We start from the raw sequence: 19,767 nt of genomic DNA, 5'->3' as shown, positions 1-19,767 counted from the left end.
CCAATAACTGCAAAGTTTTGGGCTTTTTTACTATTTGTTTACAATTTTAAATAAACTTCAATAGTAGATAAGAATTCCTATGCTAGAATAATTACTTAACTCGTTATCAAAATAAGTAATATGAAAGCGAATAGTTTATCCATTACAGTAAAAATCTCACTCCTTGGAAGCTTAATTGCAATTATCGTTGCAACACTCATTGGGGCTATCTCTACCTATCAGGCAAAAGGCATGGTCGAAAGACGCATGTTACACTCTGAATTGCCAAGCAAAGTTGAAAATATAAGCAAATCGATTGAAAAGCAAATTGCGCAAATGAAAGATGCTGCAGAGCTGCTTTCAAGCAATCAATTTATTCTAGCCAATGCTAAAAACCACCGACAGGATGACACCCTGCTCGTCTCTGAATTACAACGTATTTCAAAACAGTTTGACTTAGCAACCGCGTCATGGGCAAACCGTGAAACTGCTGAGTATTGGAATCAACATGGATTCTTGCGCGTTTTGAACCATCAAGAAGACGGCTGGTTTTATGGCTTCACGCAATCAGGTGAAGCTTACTCCATCAGTATTTTCAGAGAAACCACTGGCGCTGTGAATATGTTCGTGAACCACCAGCAGTTGAATGGTACTGGTTTGGCTGGCCTTGCGAAAAGTGTCACTGATATGCAGAGCATGCTCAGTCAATTCACACTTGAGCAAACTGGGTTTGTTTTCGTAGTTGATAATACTGGCGAAATTAAGTTGTTCCCTGATAGTCGCTCAACTCAAGCACAGTCCTTGAAAGACTTGTATGGCAGTACAAACTCCAACGCTCTGTTACAAAATAACGCATCTAACCTGATTAATGTTACTTTAAATAACGAAGCGCAAGTGATTGCAAGTCAGCCAATTAAAGGCACTAACTTATATGTCGTAGCACAAGTACCAGAGCATGAGGTTTATACAGAAATACGCAGTCTACAATGGCAGATTGTAGGGTATGCCAGTATCATTGCCATTTTTGCCTGTTTAATCAGCTTTTTCTTAGCGCGTACATTGGCAGCGCCACTTTCTAAAATTGCGGTACTTTTTGCCAACTTAGGCAGTGGCGATGCAAAATTAAATTATCGATTGCCAGAATCTACTCAGCCCGAGCTTCAAGAGTTAAGCAATGGCTTTAATCAGTTCATTACCAAGATAGAACAAGCCATCAAACAAGTAGCAGATGAAAGCCATGAAATTCGTGCCACTAGTCTAAAACTCACAGAGCAAAGCAATCGAACTTGCCATGCCCTCAATGAACAAAAATCTCAGACCTTATCTGTAGCGGCAGCGATTAATGAAATGGGCGCAACGGTGCAAGAGATTGCAGGCAATGCGAATAACTCTGCACAATTAACTGAATCGAGTAAAAATACGGTTAAGCACAGTGAACAAGAAATTGCCCAATCTCAGATCACATTAGGGCAACTTGCCGATGACATTAATAGTATGGCAGAACAAGTTAACTCACTCGTTGAGCGAACCCGCTCAATTGCAAGCATTGTAGAGGTGATCAGAGGGATCTCAGAGCAAACAAACCTACTGGCACTCAATGCTGCGATTGAATCAGCTCGAGCTGGTGAACACGGTCGAGGTTTTGCGGTGGTAGCAGATGAAGTGCGTGCATTGGCAAGCAGAACATCTCAATCTACTGATGAGATCCATAATACCATTAATGAACTCACTCTAGCTGCAGAAAATATTGTATCGCAGATCACGCAGTCTAGAAGTCAAGCTGAGCATAGTGTTATGAGTATGCAAAACTCAGTGGATCTTCTAAAAGACGTCAGCGAAACATCAAACCAGATAAATGATATGACAACCCTAATTGCTGCTGCGACCGAAGAGCAGAGCAATGTTGTTGCTGAAGTTGGATTAAACATTGAGCAAATCAGCGCTGCTAGCGATAACGTTGTTGATGAAACACAAGCAATTTCACAAGCTATTGAAGCTCTTGCCGAGTCAGCGAAAACACTCGATGGGTTAGTTGTTAGTTTCGATAGTAAGTAATTAAAAACTATTTACATTTTATAAAAAGAGCAGCACTAGAACTGCTCTTTCTTTATATAATAAAGCATAACAAATAATAATTTGTAACGATTAAAAATACGACAACCCCATTTCTTCATCTAGGCTTAAATAATAACTAGCTGTAAGGGGTTATGTATGAAGCACATTTCATCAAAACTATTTACATTGCTGCTGTTAATCACTTTAGCAGGATGTCAGAGCACTCAATCCAAAACACCTGTTATTAATTACGCTTTACTAAATACAGCAACATTTGAACAAAAGAAGATTGTTTCTCAAAATGACATTTTTGCGCTCAGTGAAGACATAAAATCGCAACTTGATCACTATATAGATGACAGAGCATCCCCAATACGACAAGCAAGACAACTACTCAAATTTTTAATGGACAATGGTGACAGCACATTAGCCTATCAAAGTGGTGCCAATTTAGTCGCATCTGATACATTCTATAACCTCAATGCAAATTGTCTTTCTCTTTCGATTTTGGCGCATAGCCTTGCTGAACATCTAGGTCTTTCAACACAATTTCAACGTGTTCACATCCCAGAGTACTGGGATCAAAGTCAAGGTTATAGCCTGCTCACTGGTCACGTTAATCTTGTTATAAAGAAAGCCCCTCAAAGAGAAAAAGCAAATAAAGTATTCTTTTTAGAGCCCACCTCGGTCACAGTAGATTTTGACCCAAATAGTAGAGAGCAGAAATTTAAAACGAGCAGAATCAGTAAAGATAGGATCACCGCTATGTTTTACAACAACCGCGGTGCAATGCATATGATCAGAGCCGAGTATGACTTAACTTACAGTTATTTTAAGGGGGCAATTGAACTGGATCCTGCTTATTCTGGTGTTTGGGGAAATCTAGGGATACTATATCGTATAAATAACATGCACGACCTTGCAGAAAAAACTTACCAACACGCTCTGATTATTGACCCAAATAACAACACAGCTTTAGGCAATACCGCACTATTATACCGTTTAACTAACCGTGATAAATTAGCGCATGAAATAGAAACTAAGTTAGAAAACAAGCGAAAAAATAATCCTTTTTATATGATAGTTAAAGGTAATGAAGCCATCGCCAAAAATGAGCTAAGTAAAGCACTATACTTTTTTAATGAAGCGAGGAAGCTTGATAATGACCTTCATCACAGTTATTTTGGCTTAGCTAAAGTCTATTACCACAAAGGAAATCTTAGTCGTGCAGAACGTTATCTCAAACTGGCGCTTAAAAATGCAGAGTTCATTCACGATAAACGACGTTATGAAGGTAAGCTGGCTGCTTTTAAGTATTTGGCTAGTCGCTAGCACAAATACTGCCCGCGCATCGGCAAGTTTATACGAAGATATGAGCGTTTTGACCAGCCCTAAGCATCAAGGAAGAGAAGCTGGCAGCCCGACTCCCAATATTACAGCTAAATTCTTATACGGGCGTTTTCAAAGTTTAGGTATTAAAGTTAATTATCAAAGCTTTGAATTTAAAAGTGGATTCTTTAGCAAAAAGCTAGGCCACAATGTCATCGCGACGTTACCCTGCACTGTCAAACAGTGTGGTAAAAAGCTCATCATCACCGCCCACTATGATCACCTAGGAGGGCGAGAAAATAGCTACTATGCAGGCGCCAATGATAATGCAACTGGAACGGCTGCATTATTGGCAATAGCAGAAGCCTTAAAAGAACATACTCGTTTTAGTGAAGTTATAATTTTAGCTACCGACGCAGAAGAAAAAGGACTTTATGGTGCCAAGCATTATGTAAGTGAGACTGACACAAATAGTTATGCCTTGAATATTAATTTAGACATGTTAGCCATTAATAACAGAAACACCCTGTACGCACTTCATGATAAAAAAGCGAAAAAATACATTGAGCAATTTAAACAACAAGAAAATCCATTTAGGGTATTTTCTACTTCGTCTCAGTTTAGACTACACAAAAAGCTCAATGACAATCGTATCAACTGGCATAAAGCCAGTGATCATTACGCCTTTAGTTTAAAGAAAATACCATATATCTACTTTGGTATGGGGATGGATGATAAACACCACACTAAAAAAGATACACTAGACAATATGAACTTTGAAAAGTATCAAACCGTGGTTGAGTCTATCAGTGACTTTATTGTCTCATTAGCGCAAGTACCATTAGACTCCACGAATTGAATCTTTTGAAATTTGTTTAGCTTTTTAAGATACCATTCTAATTTAGCAGCAGTACTTTTATCACCGACTGCTTTACTATAAATCAATTTGATGGGCGCTTTGCCTTTTAGGTTTTTTGCGCCTTTACCTGCATTGTGTGCCTCTACTCGAGCGTCAACGTTGTTGGTGATCCCTGTATACCAATGCCCCAGCCTACTTTCGACAATGTAAACAGACCAAACCTTTATATCTTGGGCCAATTTTTTTACCTATTAAGAAACTTTTTTAACTTCATACCGTCAAAGTGTATCAAGAAACTTTACCTTCTGTACGCAATCGGTATGATGCAAACTATAAAAGAATAAGGATCAAAAATTAAATGCTAGTAAAAAAATCCCTCACTGTTTGGCTAAGTGCAGTAGTTATGACTGTTATGTTGTCTGGCTGTTCAAGTTGGGTATATCGAATTAGTATTCCACAAGGCAACTTTTTAGAACAAAGTGACGTAGATAAACTACGCGTTCAGATGACCCAAGAGCAAGTGCTTTATGTTTTGGGTAGTCCAGTTGCTAAAGATGCTTTTTCAAATGACAGCTGGCACTATAGCTACACGCTAAATATTGGTCGTGAATCTGAGCATAGAAAATCTTTAGTCGTTTATTTTGAGAATGGCCTTCTTGCGAGAATTAGTGGTGATTTTGAAGAGCCAGAAGAGTTTAATATTCCGCTAGAACAATAATCGATTTTTTAAATTGATTTTATAAATGAAAAAAGGGCTTAAGCCCTTTTTTTGATACTGTAAGAGTATTGTGGATTGCTATTAATACCAATCCTCTTAATTAAATGATCTATTTTGAGGCAAGGAAAGCTTGTAGATAACAAGGCGAAATTTTGCTATTTAGTTGTTCTAAATGAAAAGTTTTTAACGTGGTTAGCGGCAGCTTTAATCCCTTAAAATGATTAAGTATTATTGAGGATTGGTATCACGCTCGACCACCCGTTATTTTATTGGCACGACCTTCTTCTTTCGCTTTTTCAGCTCTTTGCCTTCTTGCCGCTTTAGGATCGGCAATTAAAGGGCGATAGATTTCAATTCTATCTCCTTCTTTCACTACCTGGTGATTTTTTACGGTTCGGTTCCAAATTCCGAGTGACAGGTTGGACAGATCGATTTCAGGGCACTTCTCAGCAATACTTGATTGCAACACAACTTGCTCAGCCGTCGACCCTTCAGCCACATCGACAGACAGCGAGGTTGCAGTGTCTGGTAATGCAAAAACAACTTCAACCTTGATCATTATCTCACCCCATATACGGTTTTAGCGCGTTGTGTAAACGCAACAACCATGTTCTTGGCGACTTCGTTAAATACCTTCCCGAAGGCCATTTCAATCAGTTTACTGGCAAATTCAAATTCTAGTTTTAAAGACACTTTACATGCTTGCTCATCAAGCGCTGTAAACTCCCAATAACCATTTAATGATTTGAAAGGGCCGTCGACCAATTTCATCTCAACTTTGTTACCTGCTAAACGGTTATTTGTTGTGAACCACTTTTTAAGGCCTGCTTTCGATATTTCTAAACTGGCGGTCATTGAAGACTCATCCTCAGAAATAATTTTTGCGTTGGAACAATTTGGTAAAAATGCAGGGTACGCATTTACATCATTGACTAGGTCAAACATTTCTTGGCTGCTGTACATCACCAGCGCACTTTTTTCAATCTGCGGCATAGCTACTCCACTTGCTTTGACGCGATTTTAGCAAGCTTTTTAATAATTATCTTGTTTACAAAGCATGAGTGGGTAAAAATAAGTAACAAAGCTAAAAAAGCCCTGTTTAATCAGATCATTTGTAGGTAGACTACGCCATTATGGCAAAGAAAAAATCACCAAAAGCAAACAGCAATACCATCGCGCTAAACAAAAAAGCGCGACACGAGTATTTTTTACACGATAAGTTCGAAGCAGGTATTGAACTACAAGGCTGGGAAGTTAAAAGTATCCGAGCAGGTAAAGTAAATATCTCTGATACTTATATTCATCTTAAAGACGGCGAAGCATTTTTACTTGGTGCTCAGATCCAACCATTAAACAGTGCATCAACTCACGTGATTTGTGACCCAATGCGATATCGTAAATTGCTTCTCAAGAAGCGTGAACTAGATAGATTGATTGGTGCAACTGAGCGCGATGGCTTTTCACTTATTGCAACTGCAATGTATTGGAAAAAGTGCTGGGTTAAATTGGAGTTCCATTTAGCCAAAGGTAAGAAGATGCACGATAAGCGCGCCGATATCAAAGACAAAGACTGGTCACGCGATAAAGAGCGCTTAATGAAGCATAAAGCCAGATAAACAATATAATTACTCTAAACCCCAGCATGCTGGGGTTTATTTTTTCAAACGACGCCAACCCACATGCTTATTTCAGAACATACTGCACAGCAACAAAATCTATTGTTTCAACTATACGAAACACTCAATATTGAACAACAAAAGCTGTTGCTGGTATTAGCCGTCGTTTATAAACCGTTGAGTCGCGGACATATCAATCAACTTTGCAGAAAGCTGAGTAACCAAACTCAAATTGATTGGCCAGCTAGCTTATTACGGTTGAGCAATCAAGATATTGAAATGTTAGCCCAAAGTGGACTATTCAGTGCAAAAGACGATGTTCACAAGGTCAACCCGCTTCTAGCAAATAAATTAACAGAGCTCAGTATTCATCAAGGGAGCTTTTTACCCATTCTAAAGCTCGCTGAAGACGTTGTGCCCGTTTTACAGCTATATGATTGGGAGAAAACCTTCCAAGATGAGCAAAGGCTCGCCCGCGACTATTTCTATCTCAAAGAGTTTAAGAGCCTAGAAAAACATCTTCGTCTAGATAAAAACCCCCAAGTAATCGACCATAAACGAAACCAAGTCCTCCTTGAATGTTGTTTTATGCCGTTCAATGAATCGGCTTTTACAGAACTTCCTGAAAACATTCAATATCAAGCATTTGCGACGTGGTTAGCGTTTAGAAAGCAAAAAGGCGCATCACTCAGCTACCCGCTGAGTTTGCTAAAAAGTGTGCTCCAAGATTGCAAATGCTTACCGCTCAAATTGCTCTATGTCGAGCATTTAGTGCTCCAAGGTAAATTTGAACAAGCTGAAGCTTTATTAGCTGGCGAAGCTAAGTCGGTGTATTACAGACAAATACTGGCCACGATTAATTTGTTCAGCGGGAAAGTCAATGAATCAGCCGACGAATTCGAACAAGCAATCAAACTTAAAAATAAGCTCTACGGGAAAAAGTCAGACTACTTATTTGGTGTGTTTGGGTTATTCCAAAAGTTTTCGCTGCTATCACAAGGTGTCGACAATCAGCCAAGTAAGCTGATAAAACTCGTTGAGTTGTGTAAACAACAGAAAAATAATAAGCACTCAGACTCATTCGACATACTCATAGCGTCTATATTCATTGAACTGACTCAAGCTATTCAGAAGACTGAACCTGCTTATTTACATGACGTGATAAACAACGTTAAACATTCGGCATTATCAGAGAATATCGCGGCTTTACTCACCCTCTTTGCTCAGCTCTGGACTGTTAAAACTGCAAGTTTAAATAAAGAACAAATCAATACGCTCGTGTGCAATTTTGAGCAATGCGAGCTGACTCTATTTGCTAATCTTGCTCGTCAGTTACGTCATGAACCGACGCCACTTGCGATTGATTTTACCCAAAGCATTAAAGCCAAGCCAAGATGGGATAGAGCCTTATCGCAACTGAAAGCGTTAACTAACCTATCTCAACCCGATAGTGCTCAATCAAATAGCGATGAGCGTTTAATATGGGAATTTCACTTTGCAGGTGAACATTCCTATTTCACCGCACGAATACAAACAAGGTCAGCTCAAGGGTGGAGTAAAGGAAAACCAATTTCAGCCAAACGGTTAGTAGATTCATCAAGTTCATTAAACTGCTTAACTGCAAAAGACAAAACCATCATTCAAGCTATTGAAAAGCTTGCTTATGAAGATTACCGAGGTACAGACACTCAGTATCAGTTAACAGGTCTTAAAGCCCTCAGGGCAATCAAAGGCGCACCGAACATTTATCTCAACGATGACTTTACGATGCCAATCAGTATTTCTGAGCACTCCCCTGCTGTGCTCATCGACAAGCATCAACAAGAGATCCATGTTTCAATCAGTCATTTACCAAAATCATTAGAACGCGAAGCCCCTGTTTTCTCTTTTTATCAAATGCAGCCTGATGAATATGGCTTTAGCATCTATGAAAGTGAACATTTAAAAGTGGCTCGTATCATCCGCGAAGAAGGGCTTGTTCTGCCTATTTCAGCCGAAGTAGAGCTGATGCAAAGTGTGCAAGCCATAGCGCCTTTGATTGATATTCAAAGTAGTTTAGACAATAAATCAGTAGCAGATAGCCAAGCATCATCCACCAAACCAATCACTGCGAATAATAAGCTCATCATCAACATAAAACCCTATCAAGAGGGTTTAGTGTTTACATGTATCGTGATGCCCTTAGGTGAAGAAGGTCCAGCTTTTAAACCGGCTATCGGCGCAAAGCATATCTCTGCATTAATAAAGCATGAGCGGCTAACCACATCTCGAGACTTAGCGCTTGAACAGCAGTTACTGGAGCGTTTAGATGTACTCTGCCCCGCCTTTCAGGCGATGGCAGATAACCAGCTAAAAGTTTCAGTACCTCAAGATGCGTATGAAGTGTTATTAAAGCTTGAAGAGTTAAGCAAACAAGAGCAGGCTTCCTTACCTTTATTACTAAGATGGCCGAAAGGTAAAACTCTTTCTTTATCACCAGAGCTACAAACGCAGCATTTACAGCTTGCAATGTACCGTCAAAATGAATGGTTTAATTTGCAAGGCGAGCTTCAGCTAGATGATGACAAAGTCATAGCCGTTAAGCATTTACTGCAATTAGCCGAACAAAGTAGCAGTCGCTTTATCAAGCTAGAGTCTGCCCAAGTACTGTGCTTGTCAGAGCAATTAAAAGCTCGACTCGATACCATCAATATGGCTAGTGAGCATGGACAGTTTCATCCCCTTGCAGGCAAAGTGATGAATGAAGCCATGTCTGGTATGCGCATGAAAACCTTACATAGCTGGGAGCAGCAAACCCAGCGTATGTTTGAAGCTGAAAAGTTGCAACCCAAGCTTTCGCCTTATTTAAATGCTGATTTACGCCACTACCAAATTGAAGGCTTTCAGTGGGCGATGAAGTTAGCTCATTGGGGTGCAGGCGCATGTTTGGCGGATGACATGGGCTTAGGTAAAACATTACAAGCGCTAGCTGTGATCCAAGCTCGCGCATCACAGGGAGCAACGTTGATCATTGCACCCACTTCGGTCTGTTTTAATTGGCAACAAGAAGCAAAGAAATTTACACCCACTTTGAGTGTTTTTAATTTTGCTGACAACCCTAATTCTGAATTTGTCGAAGCGCTCACAGGCAATGAATGTTTGATTATCAGCTACGCCATGTTGCAACGCCATATTGATATACTTAAACCCGTAACCTGGCAAACTGTTGTTGCCGATGAAGCACAAGCACTTAAAAACCCGTTATCGCAAAGAGCACAAGCTGCTTGCGCTTTAAAGGCCGAGTTTAGAATGATCACCACAGGTACGCCGCTTGAAAACAACTTAAGTGAACTATGGAGCTTATTCAGATTTGTAAACCCCGGTTTATTAGGCAACTTAAAAACCTTTAACCGCCGTTTCGCTCAACCTATTGAGCAAAGTGACGAGGACCCAATAAAGGCCAAAAAAGCCGCCTTTGGTTTAAAAACTCTGCTTAAGCCTTTTATTCTTAGACGACTAAAATCTGAGGTATTAACTGAACTGCCGCCACGCACACATATAGATATTCATGTGCCACTTAATGAGCAAGAAAGACATTTATATGAAGCAATAAGAGTCAATGCCGTCGAGAAACTAGCTGCAATTCAAAAAGAGCAAAGTATCGCAACACAGCGTATGCAGATTTTTGCTGAGCTAACCAAGCTAAGACAAGCGTGTAGTAACCCCACTTTAGTATCACCAAATGCCGACATCGAAAGTTCAAAGTTGAAGCAACTGGCTCTGTTGCTGAGTGAACTTAGAGAAAATAAACACAAAGCCCTGATATTCAGCCAGTTCATCGGTAGCTTGCAAGCGGTAAAAGCGCTATTAGAAGCACAGCAAATACCTTTTCATTTTATTGATGGTGCAACCCCTGCAGAGCAGCGCAAGCAAAGTGTTAATGCGTTCCAACGCGGTGAAGGTGAAATATTCTTAATAAGTTTGAAAGCCGGTGGCTCAGGATTAAACCTTACCGCAGCTGATTATGTTATCCATCTTGATCCGTGGTGGAACCCCGCGGTTGAGGCGCAAGCTTCTGATCGCGCACACCGCATTGGACAGACAAAGCCTGTCACGGTTTATCGCTTAGTCGCAGAGCAAACCATTGAAGAAAAAATCCTCGCCCTACATGAACATAAAAAAGAACTTGCGGATAAGTTACTTGATGAGGGGAATGCAATAGATGCACTGAGTGTGCAAGAATTACTCGGTTTGTTAAAAGAAACGTTTTAAGTAAGATTTGGTGATTGAGAGTTTAAGAAGCATCTTCAATCACCTGAATCAAAAAGAATCTTCTTAATTGAATTGAACGATTTCAACACCCAGTACATATTGACCTTGCTCATCTTGCGCACAACGCACAACCTTAGTGTGGGCATTCAAAGGTGGAATACTGGCACTGCTTGAGTCAATATGAATATCTAGTATGGTATCGACTTCTAATGGTTGTTCAACCGCAATGGAAAGACCTGTCGCACTCAAATCTAAGCATTTACCAACCAGATTGAGCTGTTGTTCTAAAACTGAAATTTTTGCCTCAGCATTAACCATCATACGCATAAAGCGGCGTTTATCTTCGTGCAACATAGAGTACTCCTAAACCATTGATTTTAGTTTTTCTAGTAATTGTTGCATTGAAAAAGGTTTTACTACGTAAGCATCGCACCCAGCTTCGAATCCGGCTTGTTGCTCTTGCTCAGACTCAAGCCCTGATAACATGACTATTGGAATGTCTTTTGTTTCTGGCGTATTTTTCAATAGCCGACAAGTATCATAGCCATCAAGACCAGGCATACAGACATCTAGTAAAATAGCATCAGGTGGGTTCGCGATAGCCGATGACAAACACGACTTGCCTGAGTCAGCATAACTGAGCTCAAAGTTACTCGATAGCGCTGTGGTGAGCATTTCAAAATTAAAATATTCATCATCAACCACCAACACATGCGGCGTTGGTTTTGCTTTTACTTGAGTTGTCATTGGCAATGCTACTTCCTTTTCAATACTCAATTTAGTTCCTCTTATTAAGGTAATTCGCCTAGCTCAAATTGCAAGGCGAATTGACAATTAATCACACTCTTTAAGTGCATTAAGTACACGCTTAGCTGAAATTGCATAAGGTGTTCCTAATGTTTGAGCAAACAAAGACACTCTTAGTTCCTGCTGCATCCAAAAAATATTTTCAAGCTCTTTTGGTACCGGTAAACCCTTTGGAATTTTCGCCAGCTTTTTCTGGTACTCTTGAGCTACTTTATCTAACTCTAATGTACACAATCTGTCTCTATTTGGATCAACGGGCAGTTTTTCTAAACGACGCTCAATGGCTTTCATATACCGCAGTAAATCATTGAGTTTCTCAGCACCATGTTTACTTACAAACCCTCTAAAAACTAGAGATTCGAGCTGGGATTTAATGTCACCGTGAGCGGTGATCATAGTTAAATCAACCTTGCCTTTCATACGCTTATTAATAGCATGTGCAACGCTTAACACTTGTTCTACCTGAGTGGCAATTTCAACTACGGCATCACCTAGCTCACCACGGACAAACTCTTTTACCTGCTCAAACGCTTGCTCGTCTCGAATATCACCATGTTTTTGTAACAAGGCATCCACACCAGAGGCAATACAGTCATCAATCAAGTCTTGTATTTTACCAAATGGGTTAAAGTACAAGCCCAGTTTGGCCTTGTTTGGTAAATGCTGCTGCAAGTATTTAATTGGTGACGGTACATTTAATAACACTAGTCTCCTTAACCCTTGCTGATGCGCAGCGTGTGCTTTTAATTCATTGTCGAATAATTCAATGGCAGCACTAGACTTTTTATCTACCAGCGCAGGGAATGCTTTGATTTCGTAGTTACCCTGCTTCTTAGTGTACTCTTTTGGTAACTCACCAAACTCCCATTGTGTGAGATCGCTTTGTTCAATGCCCTGCTCTGCCACTTTAGACAGCGTACTTGTTACTTGACCTTGTAATTGCGCTTTTAATTTCAGCAAATCTTTACCGTGAGCTAAAACTTTATTTTTCTCGTCAACGATTTCAAATTGCATCACTAAATGGGTATCTAACGTGCTGATATCCCATTGCTCTTCAGCAACACGAACCCCTGTCATTTTCAGTAGTCGATTGCTAAGTGCATCAATTAAGCGCCCTTGCATCGGCTCAACACTCGCTAAAACCGCATCAGCATAATTTGGTGCTGGAACAAAATTTCTTCTTAACGTTTTCGGCAAACTTTTGATAAGACCACATATGAGTTCGTGTCTGAGTGCAGGAATATGCCAGTCAAACCCTTCATCTTGAACTTGGTTAAGCAGTGCCAAAGGAATATTAACCGTAACACCATCAACAGGCTGTCCTGGCTCAAAATGATAACTCAACGGCAGAATCAAATTACCTTGTTGCCACGTATCAGGATAATCAAACTCAGTGATCTGCTCCGCCCCATGCTGCATCAAATAATCACGAGACATATGTAGGTAGCGCTTATCTTTTTGCTTTTGTTTTTTCCACCAATGGTTGAACGCAGCACGGTTATTAACGTCCTGTGGAATTTTCTCATCGTAGAACTCAAACAAAGTAATTTCGTCGACTAAGATATCTCTACGGCGGGCTTTTTTCTCAAGCGTGTGGATTTCATCAATTAAATCTTGGTTATATTTCAAAAAGCCTTCTTGTTGCCCGAGTTGATCTGCAATCAGCGCTTCTTTAATGAATAATTCGCGGCTGACAACTGGGTCAATTTGACTATATACGGTACGCTTCTTAGAGACGATGAGCATGCCATATAGACTTTGCTGCTCGTAGGCAATCACACAGCCTGGTTTTTTCTCCCAGTGAGGCTCGCTAAAACTACGCTTCACTAGATGCTGAGCAATCGGTGGCACCCAAGCCACATCAATTTTCGCATTCATGCGGGCATACAGCTTACTGGTTTCAACCAACTCTGCTGACATCAGCCACTTTGGCGACTTTTTAAAAAGGCTAGAACCTGGGAAAATATGGAATTGGCTATTACGCGCCCCTTTATAGACCTGCTTTTCATCTTTGAAGCCAATATGACTCAACATACCGCTGAGCAAGGCTTGATGAATGTTATCTACTTCGGCTTGATTATCAGTAAGTTTCATCCCCATTTCTTCGCAGACTGTGGTCAACTGATAAACAATATCTTGCCATTCACGAATACGCATATAGGCTAAGAACTCTTTCTGACAAAGCTTTCTGAATTGGCTACGGCTTAACTCTTCTTGTTGTTGCTCTAAGTAATACCATAAATTTAAGAATGCTAAAAAATCAGAATCAGGATGCGCAAAGCGCTCATGTTTTTCATCTGATGCACCTTTTTTATCTTGTGGGCGCTCTCTAGGATCTTGAATCGATAAGGCAGCAACTATGACGATGACTTCATGCAATGCGCCCAGCTTTTCAGCAGACAACACCATTTTCGCCAAGCGAGGATCGATCGGTAAGCGGCTCAAAGCACGACCAGATTGAGTGAGCTTAGTCTGCTGTCTTCTTTTTGAAGGGTGAACCGCTTCGAGTTCTTCTAGTAAGGCAATACCGTCATTGATATTACGGCTATCAGGTGATTGTACAAACGGAAACTCACTGATATCACCCAGTCCTAAGCCAAGCATTTGCAAGATAACCGATGCTAAGTTTGTACGAAGGATCTCAGGATCTGTAAACTCTGGACGACCTAAAAAGTCTTCTTCTGAATACAAGCGAATACAAATACCTGAAGCCACACGACCACAGCGGCCTTTACGCTGATTAGCACTGGCTTGAGAAATAGCCTCGATAGGTAAACGCTGTACTTTTGTTCGGTAACTGTAACGACTAATACGTGCAGTACCTGGGTCAATCACATAACGAATGCCTGGTACAGTCAGTGATGTTTCAGCTACGTTAGTAGATAAGACAATGCGTCGATGGCTGTGCGGGGCAAAAATACGATTTTGCTCCGCATTTGAGAGTCTGGCATATAACGGTAGGACTTCGACCCCCTTTAGATTTCGCTTACCTAGCGCATCAGCGGTATCTCTGATCTCTCTTTCACCATTCATGAAAATAAGAATGTCACCCGGACCTTCCGTGCATAACTCATCAACCGCATCAAAAATGCCTTGCAGTTGGTCGTTTTCTGCTTCGCTTTCATTGCCTGCTAAATCAAGTGTTGGCCTATATCGTACCTCAACTGGGTAGGTTCTTCCTGATACTTCAATAATAGGTGCATTATTGAAGTGTTTTGAAAAACGTTCAGGGTCAATGGTTGCAGATGTGATGATGACTTTTAGATCAGGGCGCTTAGGTAAAAGGTTTTTTAGATAACCTAAGATAAAATCAATGTTAAGGCTTCTTTCGTGGGCTTCATCAATAATAATCGTATCGTACTGATTCAAAAAACGATCATTTTGAATTTCCGCCAACAAAATACCATCGGTCATAAGTTTAACGTACGAGTTGTCGCCAACCTGATCGCTAAATCTAATTTTAAAACCAACCTCTTCACCTAAATCACAATTTAGTTCTTCGGCAATACGATTTGCAACGCTTCTTGCTGCTAATCGACGAGGCTGAGTATGACCAATATAGCCGTCGACTCCACGACCTAGCTCTAGGCAAATTTTTGGTAACTGTGTGGTTTTACCCGAGCCCGTTTCACCAGCCACAATCACAACTTGATTTTCAGCGATGGCTTTTTTTATTTCATCTTTTTTCTGGCTAACAGGAAGTTGCTCAGGGTAATCTACTTTTGGTAGGTTTTCTAAGCGAGTAACACGCAACGACTGACTGGCCTCAATATCTTTCTTAATTGAAGCAATAACTTTGGTTTGTTTATTCTCGTCATTTATTTTTTTAACACCATGCAGGCGTTTTTTAAAAATAAACTGATCTTTCTTAAGGCAAGTTTTTAGCTCAGTAAATAACGGTCCTACACTCACTTCCACGACACTCTTTTAAAAATAAAACAGCGGCAAGTATATCAAAAACCGTTTACTGAGCCTATTACTGAAGTCGTTGTTCTATTAAACGATTATTTAATCAATTGCTATCCGTGCAAATCACACATATCGATGACCGGACTCATAATTATCGTGCAGATGTTTATCAAGTGCTAACAAAACATGTGCCCGAGTAATTACCCCAACTAAAATGCCATCACTATCACAAACTGGATACAGTTTAGGAGTATTCACAGTCATTCTGTCGGCCATTTGTACAATGCTGTCATCAGCCGAAACGCAAAAAGGCTCTGCATTCATGACATCAGACACCACACTGTGAGACTCGTTTTGATAAGTTGCTTCTAACATTTTTTTTAAGCAATCTTGCTCTGACAAAAAACCTATTACTTTCTTATTCTCATCAATAACGGGGCCACCCGACTGACCACTTTGCAATAGTTTTTCTACTGCAGCTTCTATGCGCATATCTTGAGAGAAGGTAACTGGACGATGATTTAGATAGTCTTTTACTTTGATTGAATGCATTATTTCGCTCCATTAAAAAAGCCAGCTAAGTTAAATATAGCTGGCTATCATGGAGTTGCCTGTATTTTCAAAAAATTAAAGGTTAATCGTCTTTGAAAATACCTATCTGAGTATCTTGTGACGACGACTTACTGGCTCGATACATACCTTTGGTATTAAATGGCATACTGATATTGCCTTTGGTGTCCACAATGATCACCCCCCCTGTACCACCGATAGGCATGAGAACATCGTTGATCACTTCTTTACCCGCTTGTTCAATTGACTTTCTTTGATACTGGACCCTTGCACAAATATCACTGGCAACGCTGTAACGAATAAAATACTCGCCATGACCAGTCGCCGAAACAGCACATGAGCGGTTATCAGCAAATGTACCCGCACCTATTACTGGTGAATCACCCACGCGGCCAAAGCGCTTTGCAGTCATTCCGCCCGTTGATGTGCCAGCAGCCAGGTTGCCATTTTTATCTAAAGCAACGGCACCGACTGTGCCCATTTTATATTCGTCCGCCAGTGCTTGGTGTGCAGCCTGGTAGGCTTTGCTGGTTTTATTAGCCACATCTAGTTTTTTTTTGGCTTTGATAAGCGCTTCATAACGATGTTTAGTATCAAAGTAACTATTGTCTACAAAATCGAAGCCTTGTTGTTTTGCAAATTGCTCGGCACCTGATCCGCTCAGCATCACATGCACAGAGTTTTCCATCACTGAGCGAGCCAAATCTATCGGATTTTTAACCGTTCTTACCCCCGCAACTGCCCCTGCCTGACGATTGCGGCCATCCATAATGGATGCATCTAACTCATGAGAACCATCATATGTATAAACAGCGCCCTTGCCGGCATTAAAAAAAGGCGAATCTTCTAAGATATTGATAGCCGCTGTTACCGCATCTAGGCTCTCACCACCCGACTCAAGTACTTTATAACCGATTTCCACTGCTTCTCTTAATTTAGCTCTGTAGGCTTTTTCTTGTTCAGGTGTAAAACGACTTTTCTCAATTGTACCCGCACCACCATGAATAGCGATTGCAATAGGTTGCGTTTGTGCCATCGTACCAAAACTCGATATAGCAAAACCAATAGCCGCTAATAGAGGTTTCTTATTCATATTTTATCCTTGGACTTTTTTAGTTCATCTTGAGAAGTTTGTAACTAAATAGCAACAAAACGAGTCAAACTTAATTAACCAAATTGCAGGCACAAAAAAAGCACCTTCAGGTGCTTTTTTTCAAACGCTTTATAATTAGCTAGCTTGACGCTGTGCTTTTAAGCGCGCTAAACGAGCTACTTGATGAGTAGACGTTAAGAAAGCAAAAATAGGAGCAAGGTAACCACGCTTACGTAGTTCTAGGTATGCTTCATCGCTTAATTCGTTTAGTTTACGTTCGTCAACAAGGTAGATACCGTTGATGTCTTTTTTCTCACCAGCGATTTCAACTGTTAAAGTTTGTTGAACTAAAAGCTCTTTCTCAGCTAGGTAAGCCGTGAACGCTTCAGTTACACGTGCAAACTCAACATAGTTTACTAGTGCTTCTTTACGACGCTCAAGGTATTCTGTTTCTTTGCCGTCAGCAAATAACGCATTACCTTCTTCTTCACCAACTAATGGGCTTGCTTCATCGATAACAATACCGAATTGATCTTCTTCAGGGTGCTTCACAAGACCAAACGGGTAACGAGCAGCAGCTAAAGGTGCAAAACCAGCTGTCCATTTGCCGTCTTGTACAAATAAGTTTTCACCAGGCTCAAGACCAAACATGACAACTGGTTGGAATTGACCATTCTCAGTGTTTTTAACAAACGCCATTGGGAATTCAGTGGCAACACGCGCAAACTCATGCGCTACTACTGGCATTAAGTGCTGTGATTTTAAAAATTCAACGTTGATGCCGTTTTTTACTTTAATGTTGGCATGCTTCTCGTTATGTAGAGGCTGCACTTGTTGCTCCGCCATAATACTACTCCATTCATTTACGTAATTATTACTTTTAGTGCGCTTAGGCTAAAGGTTTTAAAAGATAAATGGAAGGATAAAATTTCGCTTTTTTGGTAATTATTCAAAATAATTTTAAGATGCTTAAATTTATGACAACGCTGTCTAACTGTGCTTAAATCTAATATCAAAATAATACATCCGGACTGACAGAATGAATAATGTAGAAAAAGTAATAGTTGTCGGTGGTGGCACCTCAGGTTGGTTATCTGCTAACTATCTAGCAAGCAGTTTTAAAAAAACTGGAAGAGATATTCAAGTTACTTTAATTGAATCTGAAAATATCCCTACCATCGGTGTCGGTGAAGGCACCTTTCCTACAATTGTAAGTACCCTTTATGAGATAGGTTTATCTGAGAAAGAGTTTTTATCTTGTTGTGATGCAAGCTTTAAACAAGGCGCACTGTTCAAAAATTGGTTACACGATCCTGAAGAAAAGGCACATAGTTATTACCATCCATTTGATCCCCCTGAGATGCCAAAAGGTATAGATTTAAGTGCTTATTGGGTTGAAAGAAAAAAAGCAAACAGAGCACCACTAGATTTTGCACACTCAACCAGTGTACAGGCAACATTATGTGATGAAAATCTAGCACCTAAACAACTGCAAACACCTGAGTATTCGTGGCTAGCAAAGTATGCTTATCACCTAGATGCAAGTAAATTAGGCATACTACTTAGAGATCACGGTAAAAACAAACTTGGAATAACACATATTCTTGATGACATTGAAAGTGCTGAATTAGACGATGAAGGCTACATTGCTTCAATAGTCAGTGCAGAAGGCAAACAATACGCTGCTGATTTCTTTGTAGACTGTACAGGTTTTAGCTCTCTACTATTATCTCAAGCACTGAATGTCCCTTTCGTAGATAAATCTAAATATTTACCTGTAGATACTGCTGTAACTTGCCAAATAAATTACGCAGATGAAGCCATTGCCATCCCTACTCATACAATTTCTACAGCTCAAGAAGCTGGATGGATTTGGGATATTGCTCTACAAACAAGGCGAGGCACTGGCTATGTTTACTCTTCAAAACACTCAACTAAAGAACAAGCTGAAAATGTTTTAAAGAGCTATTTAGGCCAAGATTATTACCAAGCGCCTTTAAGACATATCAGCTTCAAAACAGGTTACAGAGAAAAGTCTTGGTATAAAAACTGTTGCGCTATCGGTTTCTCAAGTGGTTTTGTTGAACCACTTGAAGCTACCGCTATAGCAATGGTAGAAGCAGGTATTAGATCACTTGCTGCACGTTTTCCTGAACATAGAGCTGCAATGGAGACACGTCAAAAGCAATACAACGAAATTTTTACCTCTCGTTGGGATAACATCATTGATTTTATTAAATTACATTATTGTTTATCTAAAAGAAGGGATTCAAAATTTTGGCAAGAGCATACTTCTGAAGAAACATTGCCTGAATCTCTAAATGAAAAGCTACAAGCTTGGCAATACTATGGAATTACGGATGGTGATTTACCATATAAATATGACCTTTTCACGCTAGCAAGCTGGCAATATATCATCTATGGTCTTGAATTCCTTCCAGAGTATGTAGAAAGCGCCCCCTTACCAGAAGCGCTAATTGATAAAGCGTTTGAGTCAATTCAACTTAAAGTTGAAAGTGCTAAACAAAAGTTACACTCTAACCGAAAGCTCATAGAAAGCTACATAAAATAAAGTTGTTTT

General features: G+C 40.1%; 16 protein-coding genes. 7 read left to right on the top strand and 9 right to left on the bottom strand.

Annotated features, from left to right (window positions below):
- Nucleotides 1-120 precede the first annotated feature (120 nt).
- The 3 genes from ACGHEH_RS12475 to ACGHEH_RS12465 all read left to right on the top strand — a co-directional run bounded on the left by ACGHEH_RS12475 (nt 121) and on the right by ACGHEH_RS12465 (nt 4,222).
- The gene (locus ACGHEH_RS12475; protein ID WP_390445831.1) at nt 121-2,034 is read left to right on the top strand and encodes a methyl-accepting chemotaxis protein; all 1,914 of its coding nucleotides are present in this window, start codon (nt 121-123) and stop codon (nt 2,032-2,034) included.
- A gap of 156 nt (nt 2,035-2,190) precedes the next feature.
- Nucleotides 2,191-3,366, top strand: coding sequence for a tetratricopeptide repeat protein (locus ACGHEH_RS12470; protein ID WP_390445828.1), 1,176 nt, complete (start codon nt 2,191-2,193; stop codon nt 3,364-3,366).
- Nucleotides 3,323-4,222 carry a M28 family peptidase gene (locus ACGHEH_RS12465; protein ID WP_390445825.1) on the top strand — a complete coding sequence of 300 codons (900 nt, stop codon included), beginning with the start codon at nt 3,323-3,325 and terminating at the stop codon, nt 4,220-4,222. The genes ACGHEH_RS12470 and ACGHEH_RS12465 overlap by 44 nt, the downstream gene beginning before the upstream one ends.
- Here ACGHEH_RS12465 and ACGHEH_RS12460 read toward each other — a convergent pair.
- A complete protein-coding gene (locus ACGHEH_RS12460) occupies nt 4,150-4,461 on the bottom strand; it encodes a GIY-YIG nuclease family protein (RefSeq protein WP_390445822.1) in 312 nt (103 codons plus the stop codon). The genes ACGHEH_RS12465 and ACGHEH_RS12460 overlap by 73 nt on opposite strands.
- 119 nt (nt 4,462-4,580) lie before the next feature.
- Between ACGHEH_RS12460 and ACGHEH_RS12455 the strand changes: the two genes are divergently transcribed.
- On the top strand, nt 4,581-4,940 hold the full coding sequence (locus ACGHEH_RS12455) for an outer membrane protein assembly factor BamE (protein ID WP_390445820.1): 360 nt from the start codon (nt 4,581-4,583) through the stop codon (nt 4,938-4,940).
- A 244-nt stretch (nt 4,941-5,184) separates the two neighbouring features.
- Here the strand turns inward: ACGHEH_RS12455 and ACGHEH_RS12450 are convergent, their stop codons facing one another.
- Both ACGHEH_RS12450 and ACGHEH_RS12445 read right to left on the bottom strand, forming a co-directional pair.
- The gene (locus ACGHEH_RS12450) at nt 5,185-5,499 is read right to left on the bottom strand and encodes an RnfH family protein (protein WP_390445817.1); all 315 of its coding nucleotides are present in this window, start codon (nt 5,497-5,499) and stop codon (nt 5,185-5,187) included.
- Nucleotides 5,499-5,933: a type II toxin-antitoxin system RatA family toxin gene (locus ACGHEH_RS12445; protein WP_138482883.1), complete on the bottom strand. Its 435-nt coding sequence runs from the start codon at nt 5,931-5,933 to the stop codon at nt 5,499-5,501. Before ACGHEH_RS12445 ends, ACGHEH_RS12450 begins: the two co-directional genes overlap by 1 nt.
- A 140-nt stretch (nt 5,934-6,073) precedes the next feature.
- On the opposite strand from ACGHEH_RS12445, the gene smpB reads away from it, so the two are divergent.
- Both smpB and ACGHEH_RS12435 read left to right on the top strand, forming a co-directional pair.
- Nucleotides 6,074-6,556 (top strand): SsrA-binding protein SmpB, encoded by a 483-nt coding sequence (gene smpB / locus ACGHEH_RS12440; protein ID WP_058029532.1) that lies wholly within the window; start codon nt 6,074-6,076, stop codon nt 6,554-6,556.
- 63 nt (nt 6,557-6,619) lie between these two features.
- Nucleotides 6,620-10,807 (top strand): DEAD/DEAH box helicase, encoded by a 4,188-nt coding sequence (locus ACGHEH_RS12435; protein ID WP_390445815.1) that lies wholly within the window; start codon nt 6,620-6,622, stop codon nt 10,805-10,807.
- 63 nt (nt 10,808-10,870) lie between these two features.
- On the opposite strand, the gene ACGHEH_RS12430 is transcribed toward ACGHEH_RS12435, so the two are convergent.
- The 6 genes from ACGHEH_RS12430 to ACGHEH_RS12405 form a co-directional block, all read right to left on the bottom strand.
- Complete coding sequence (locus ACGHEH_RS12430) at nt 10,871-11,161, bottom strand: PilZ domain-containing protein (protein ID WP_390445813.1); 291 nt, start codon at nt 11,159-11,161, stop codon at nt 10,871-10,873.
- A gap of 9 nt (nt 11,162-11,170) precedes the next feature.
- The gene (locus ACGHEH_RS12425) at nt 11,171-11,554 is read right to left on the bottom strand and encodes a PleD family two-component system response regulator (protein ID WP_138483044.1); all 384 of its coding nucleotides are present in this window, start codon (nt 11,552-11,554) and stop codon (nt 11,171-11,173) included.
- 87 nt (nt 11,555-11,641) lie between these two features.
- On the bottom strand, nt 11,642-15,526 hold the full coding sequence (gene hrpA / locus ACGHEH_RS12420; RefSeq protein ID WP_390446028.1) for an ATP-dependent RNA helicase HrpA: 3,885 nt from the start codon (nt 15,524-15,526) through the stop codon (nt 11,642-11,644).
- Between the two features lie 120 nt (nt 15,527-15,646).
- Complete coding sequence (locus tag ACGHEH_RS12415; RefSeq protein WP_138482875.1) at nt 15,647-16,075, bottom strand: CBS domain-containing protein; 429 nt, start codon at nt 16,073-16,075, stop codon at nt 15,647-15,649.
- Between the two features lie 82 nt (nt 16,076-16,157).
- Nucleotides 16,158-17,186 carry an isoaspartyl peptidase/L-asparaginase family protein gene (locus tag ACGHEH_RS12410; protein WP_390445811.1) on the bottom strand — a complete coding sequence of 343 codons (1,029 nt, stop codon included), beginning with the start codon at nt 17,184-17,186 and terminating at the stop codon, nt 16,158-16,160.
- A 135-nt stretch (nt 17,187-17,321) separates the two neighbouring features.
- Entirely contained in the window at nt 17,322-18,032 is a 711-nt protein-coding gene (locus tag ACGHEH_RS12405; RefSeq protein ID WP_390445809.1) for a SapC family protein, read from the bottom strand.
- A 193-nt stretch (nt 18,033-18,225) separates the two neighbouring features.
- On the opposite strand from ACGHEH_RS12405, the gene ACGHEH_RS12400 reads away from it, so the two are divergent.
- Nucleotides 18,226-19,758, top strand: coding sequence for a tryptophan halogenase family protein (locus tag ACGHEH_RS12400; protein WP_390445806.1), 1,533 nt, complete (start codon nt 18,226-18,228; stop codon nt 19,756-19,758).
- Nucleotides 19,759-19,767: the final 9 nt, after the last annotated feature.

Origin of the sequence: Pseudoalteromonas sp. MTN2-4 (assembly GCF_042848605.1) — a bacterium.
In the GTDB taxonomy this organism is placed as follows: domain Bacteria; phylum Pseudomonadota; class Gammaproteobacteria; order Enterobacterales; family Alteromonadaceae; genus Pseudoalteromonas.
The sequence above is the reverse complement of the archived record's forward strand: the minus strand, read 5'-3'. Positions and strand labels throughout refer to the sequence as shown.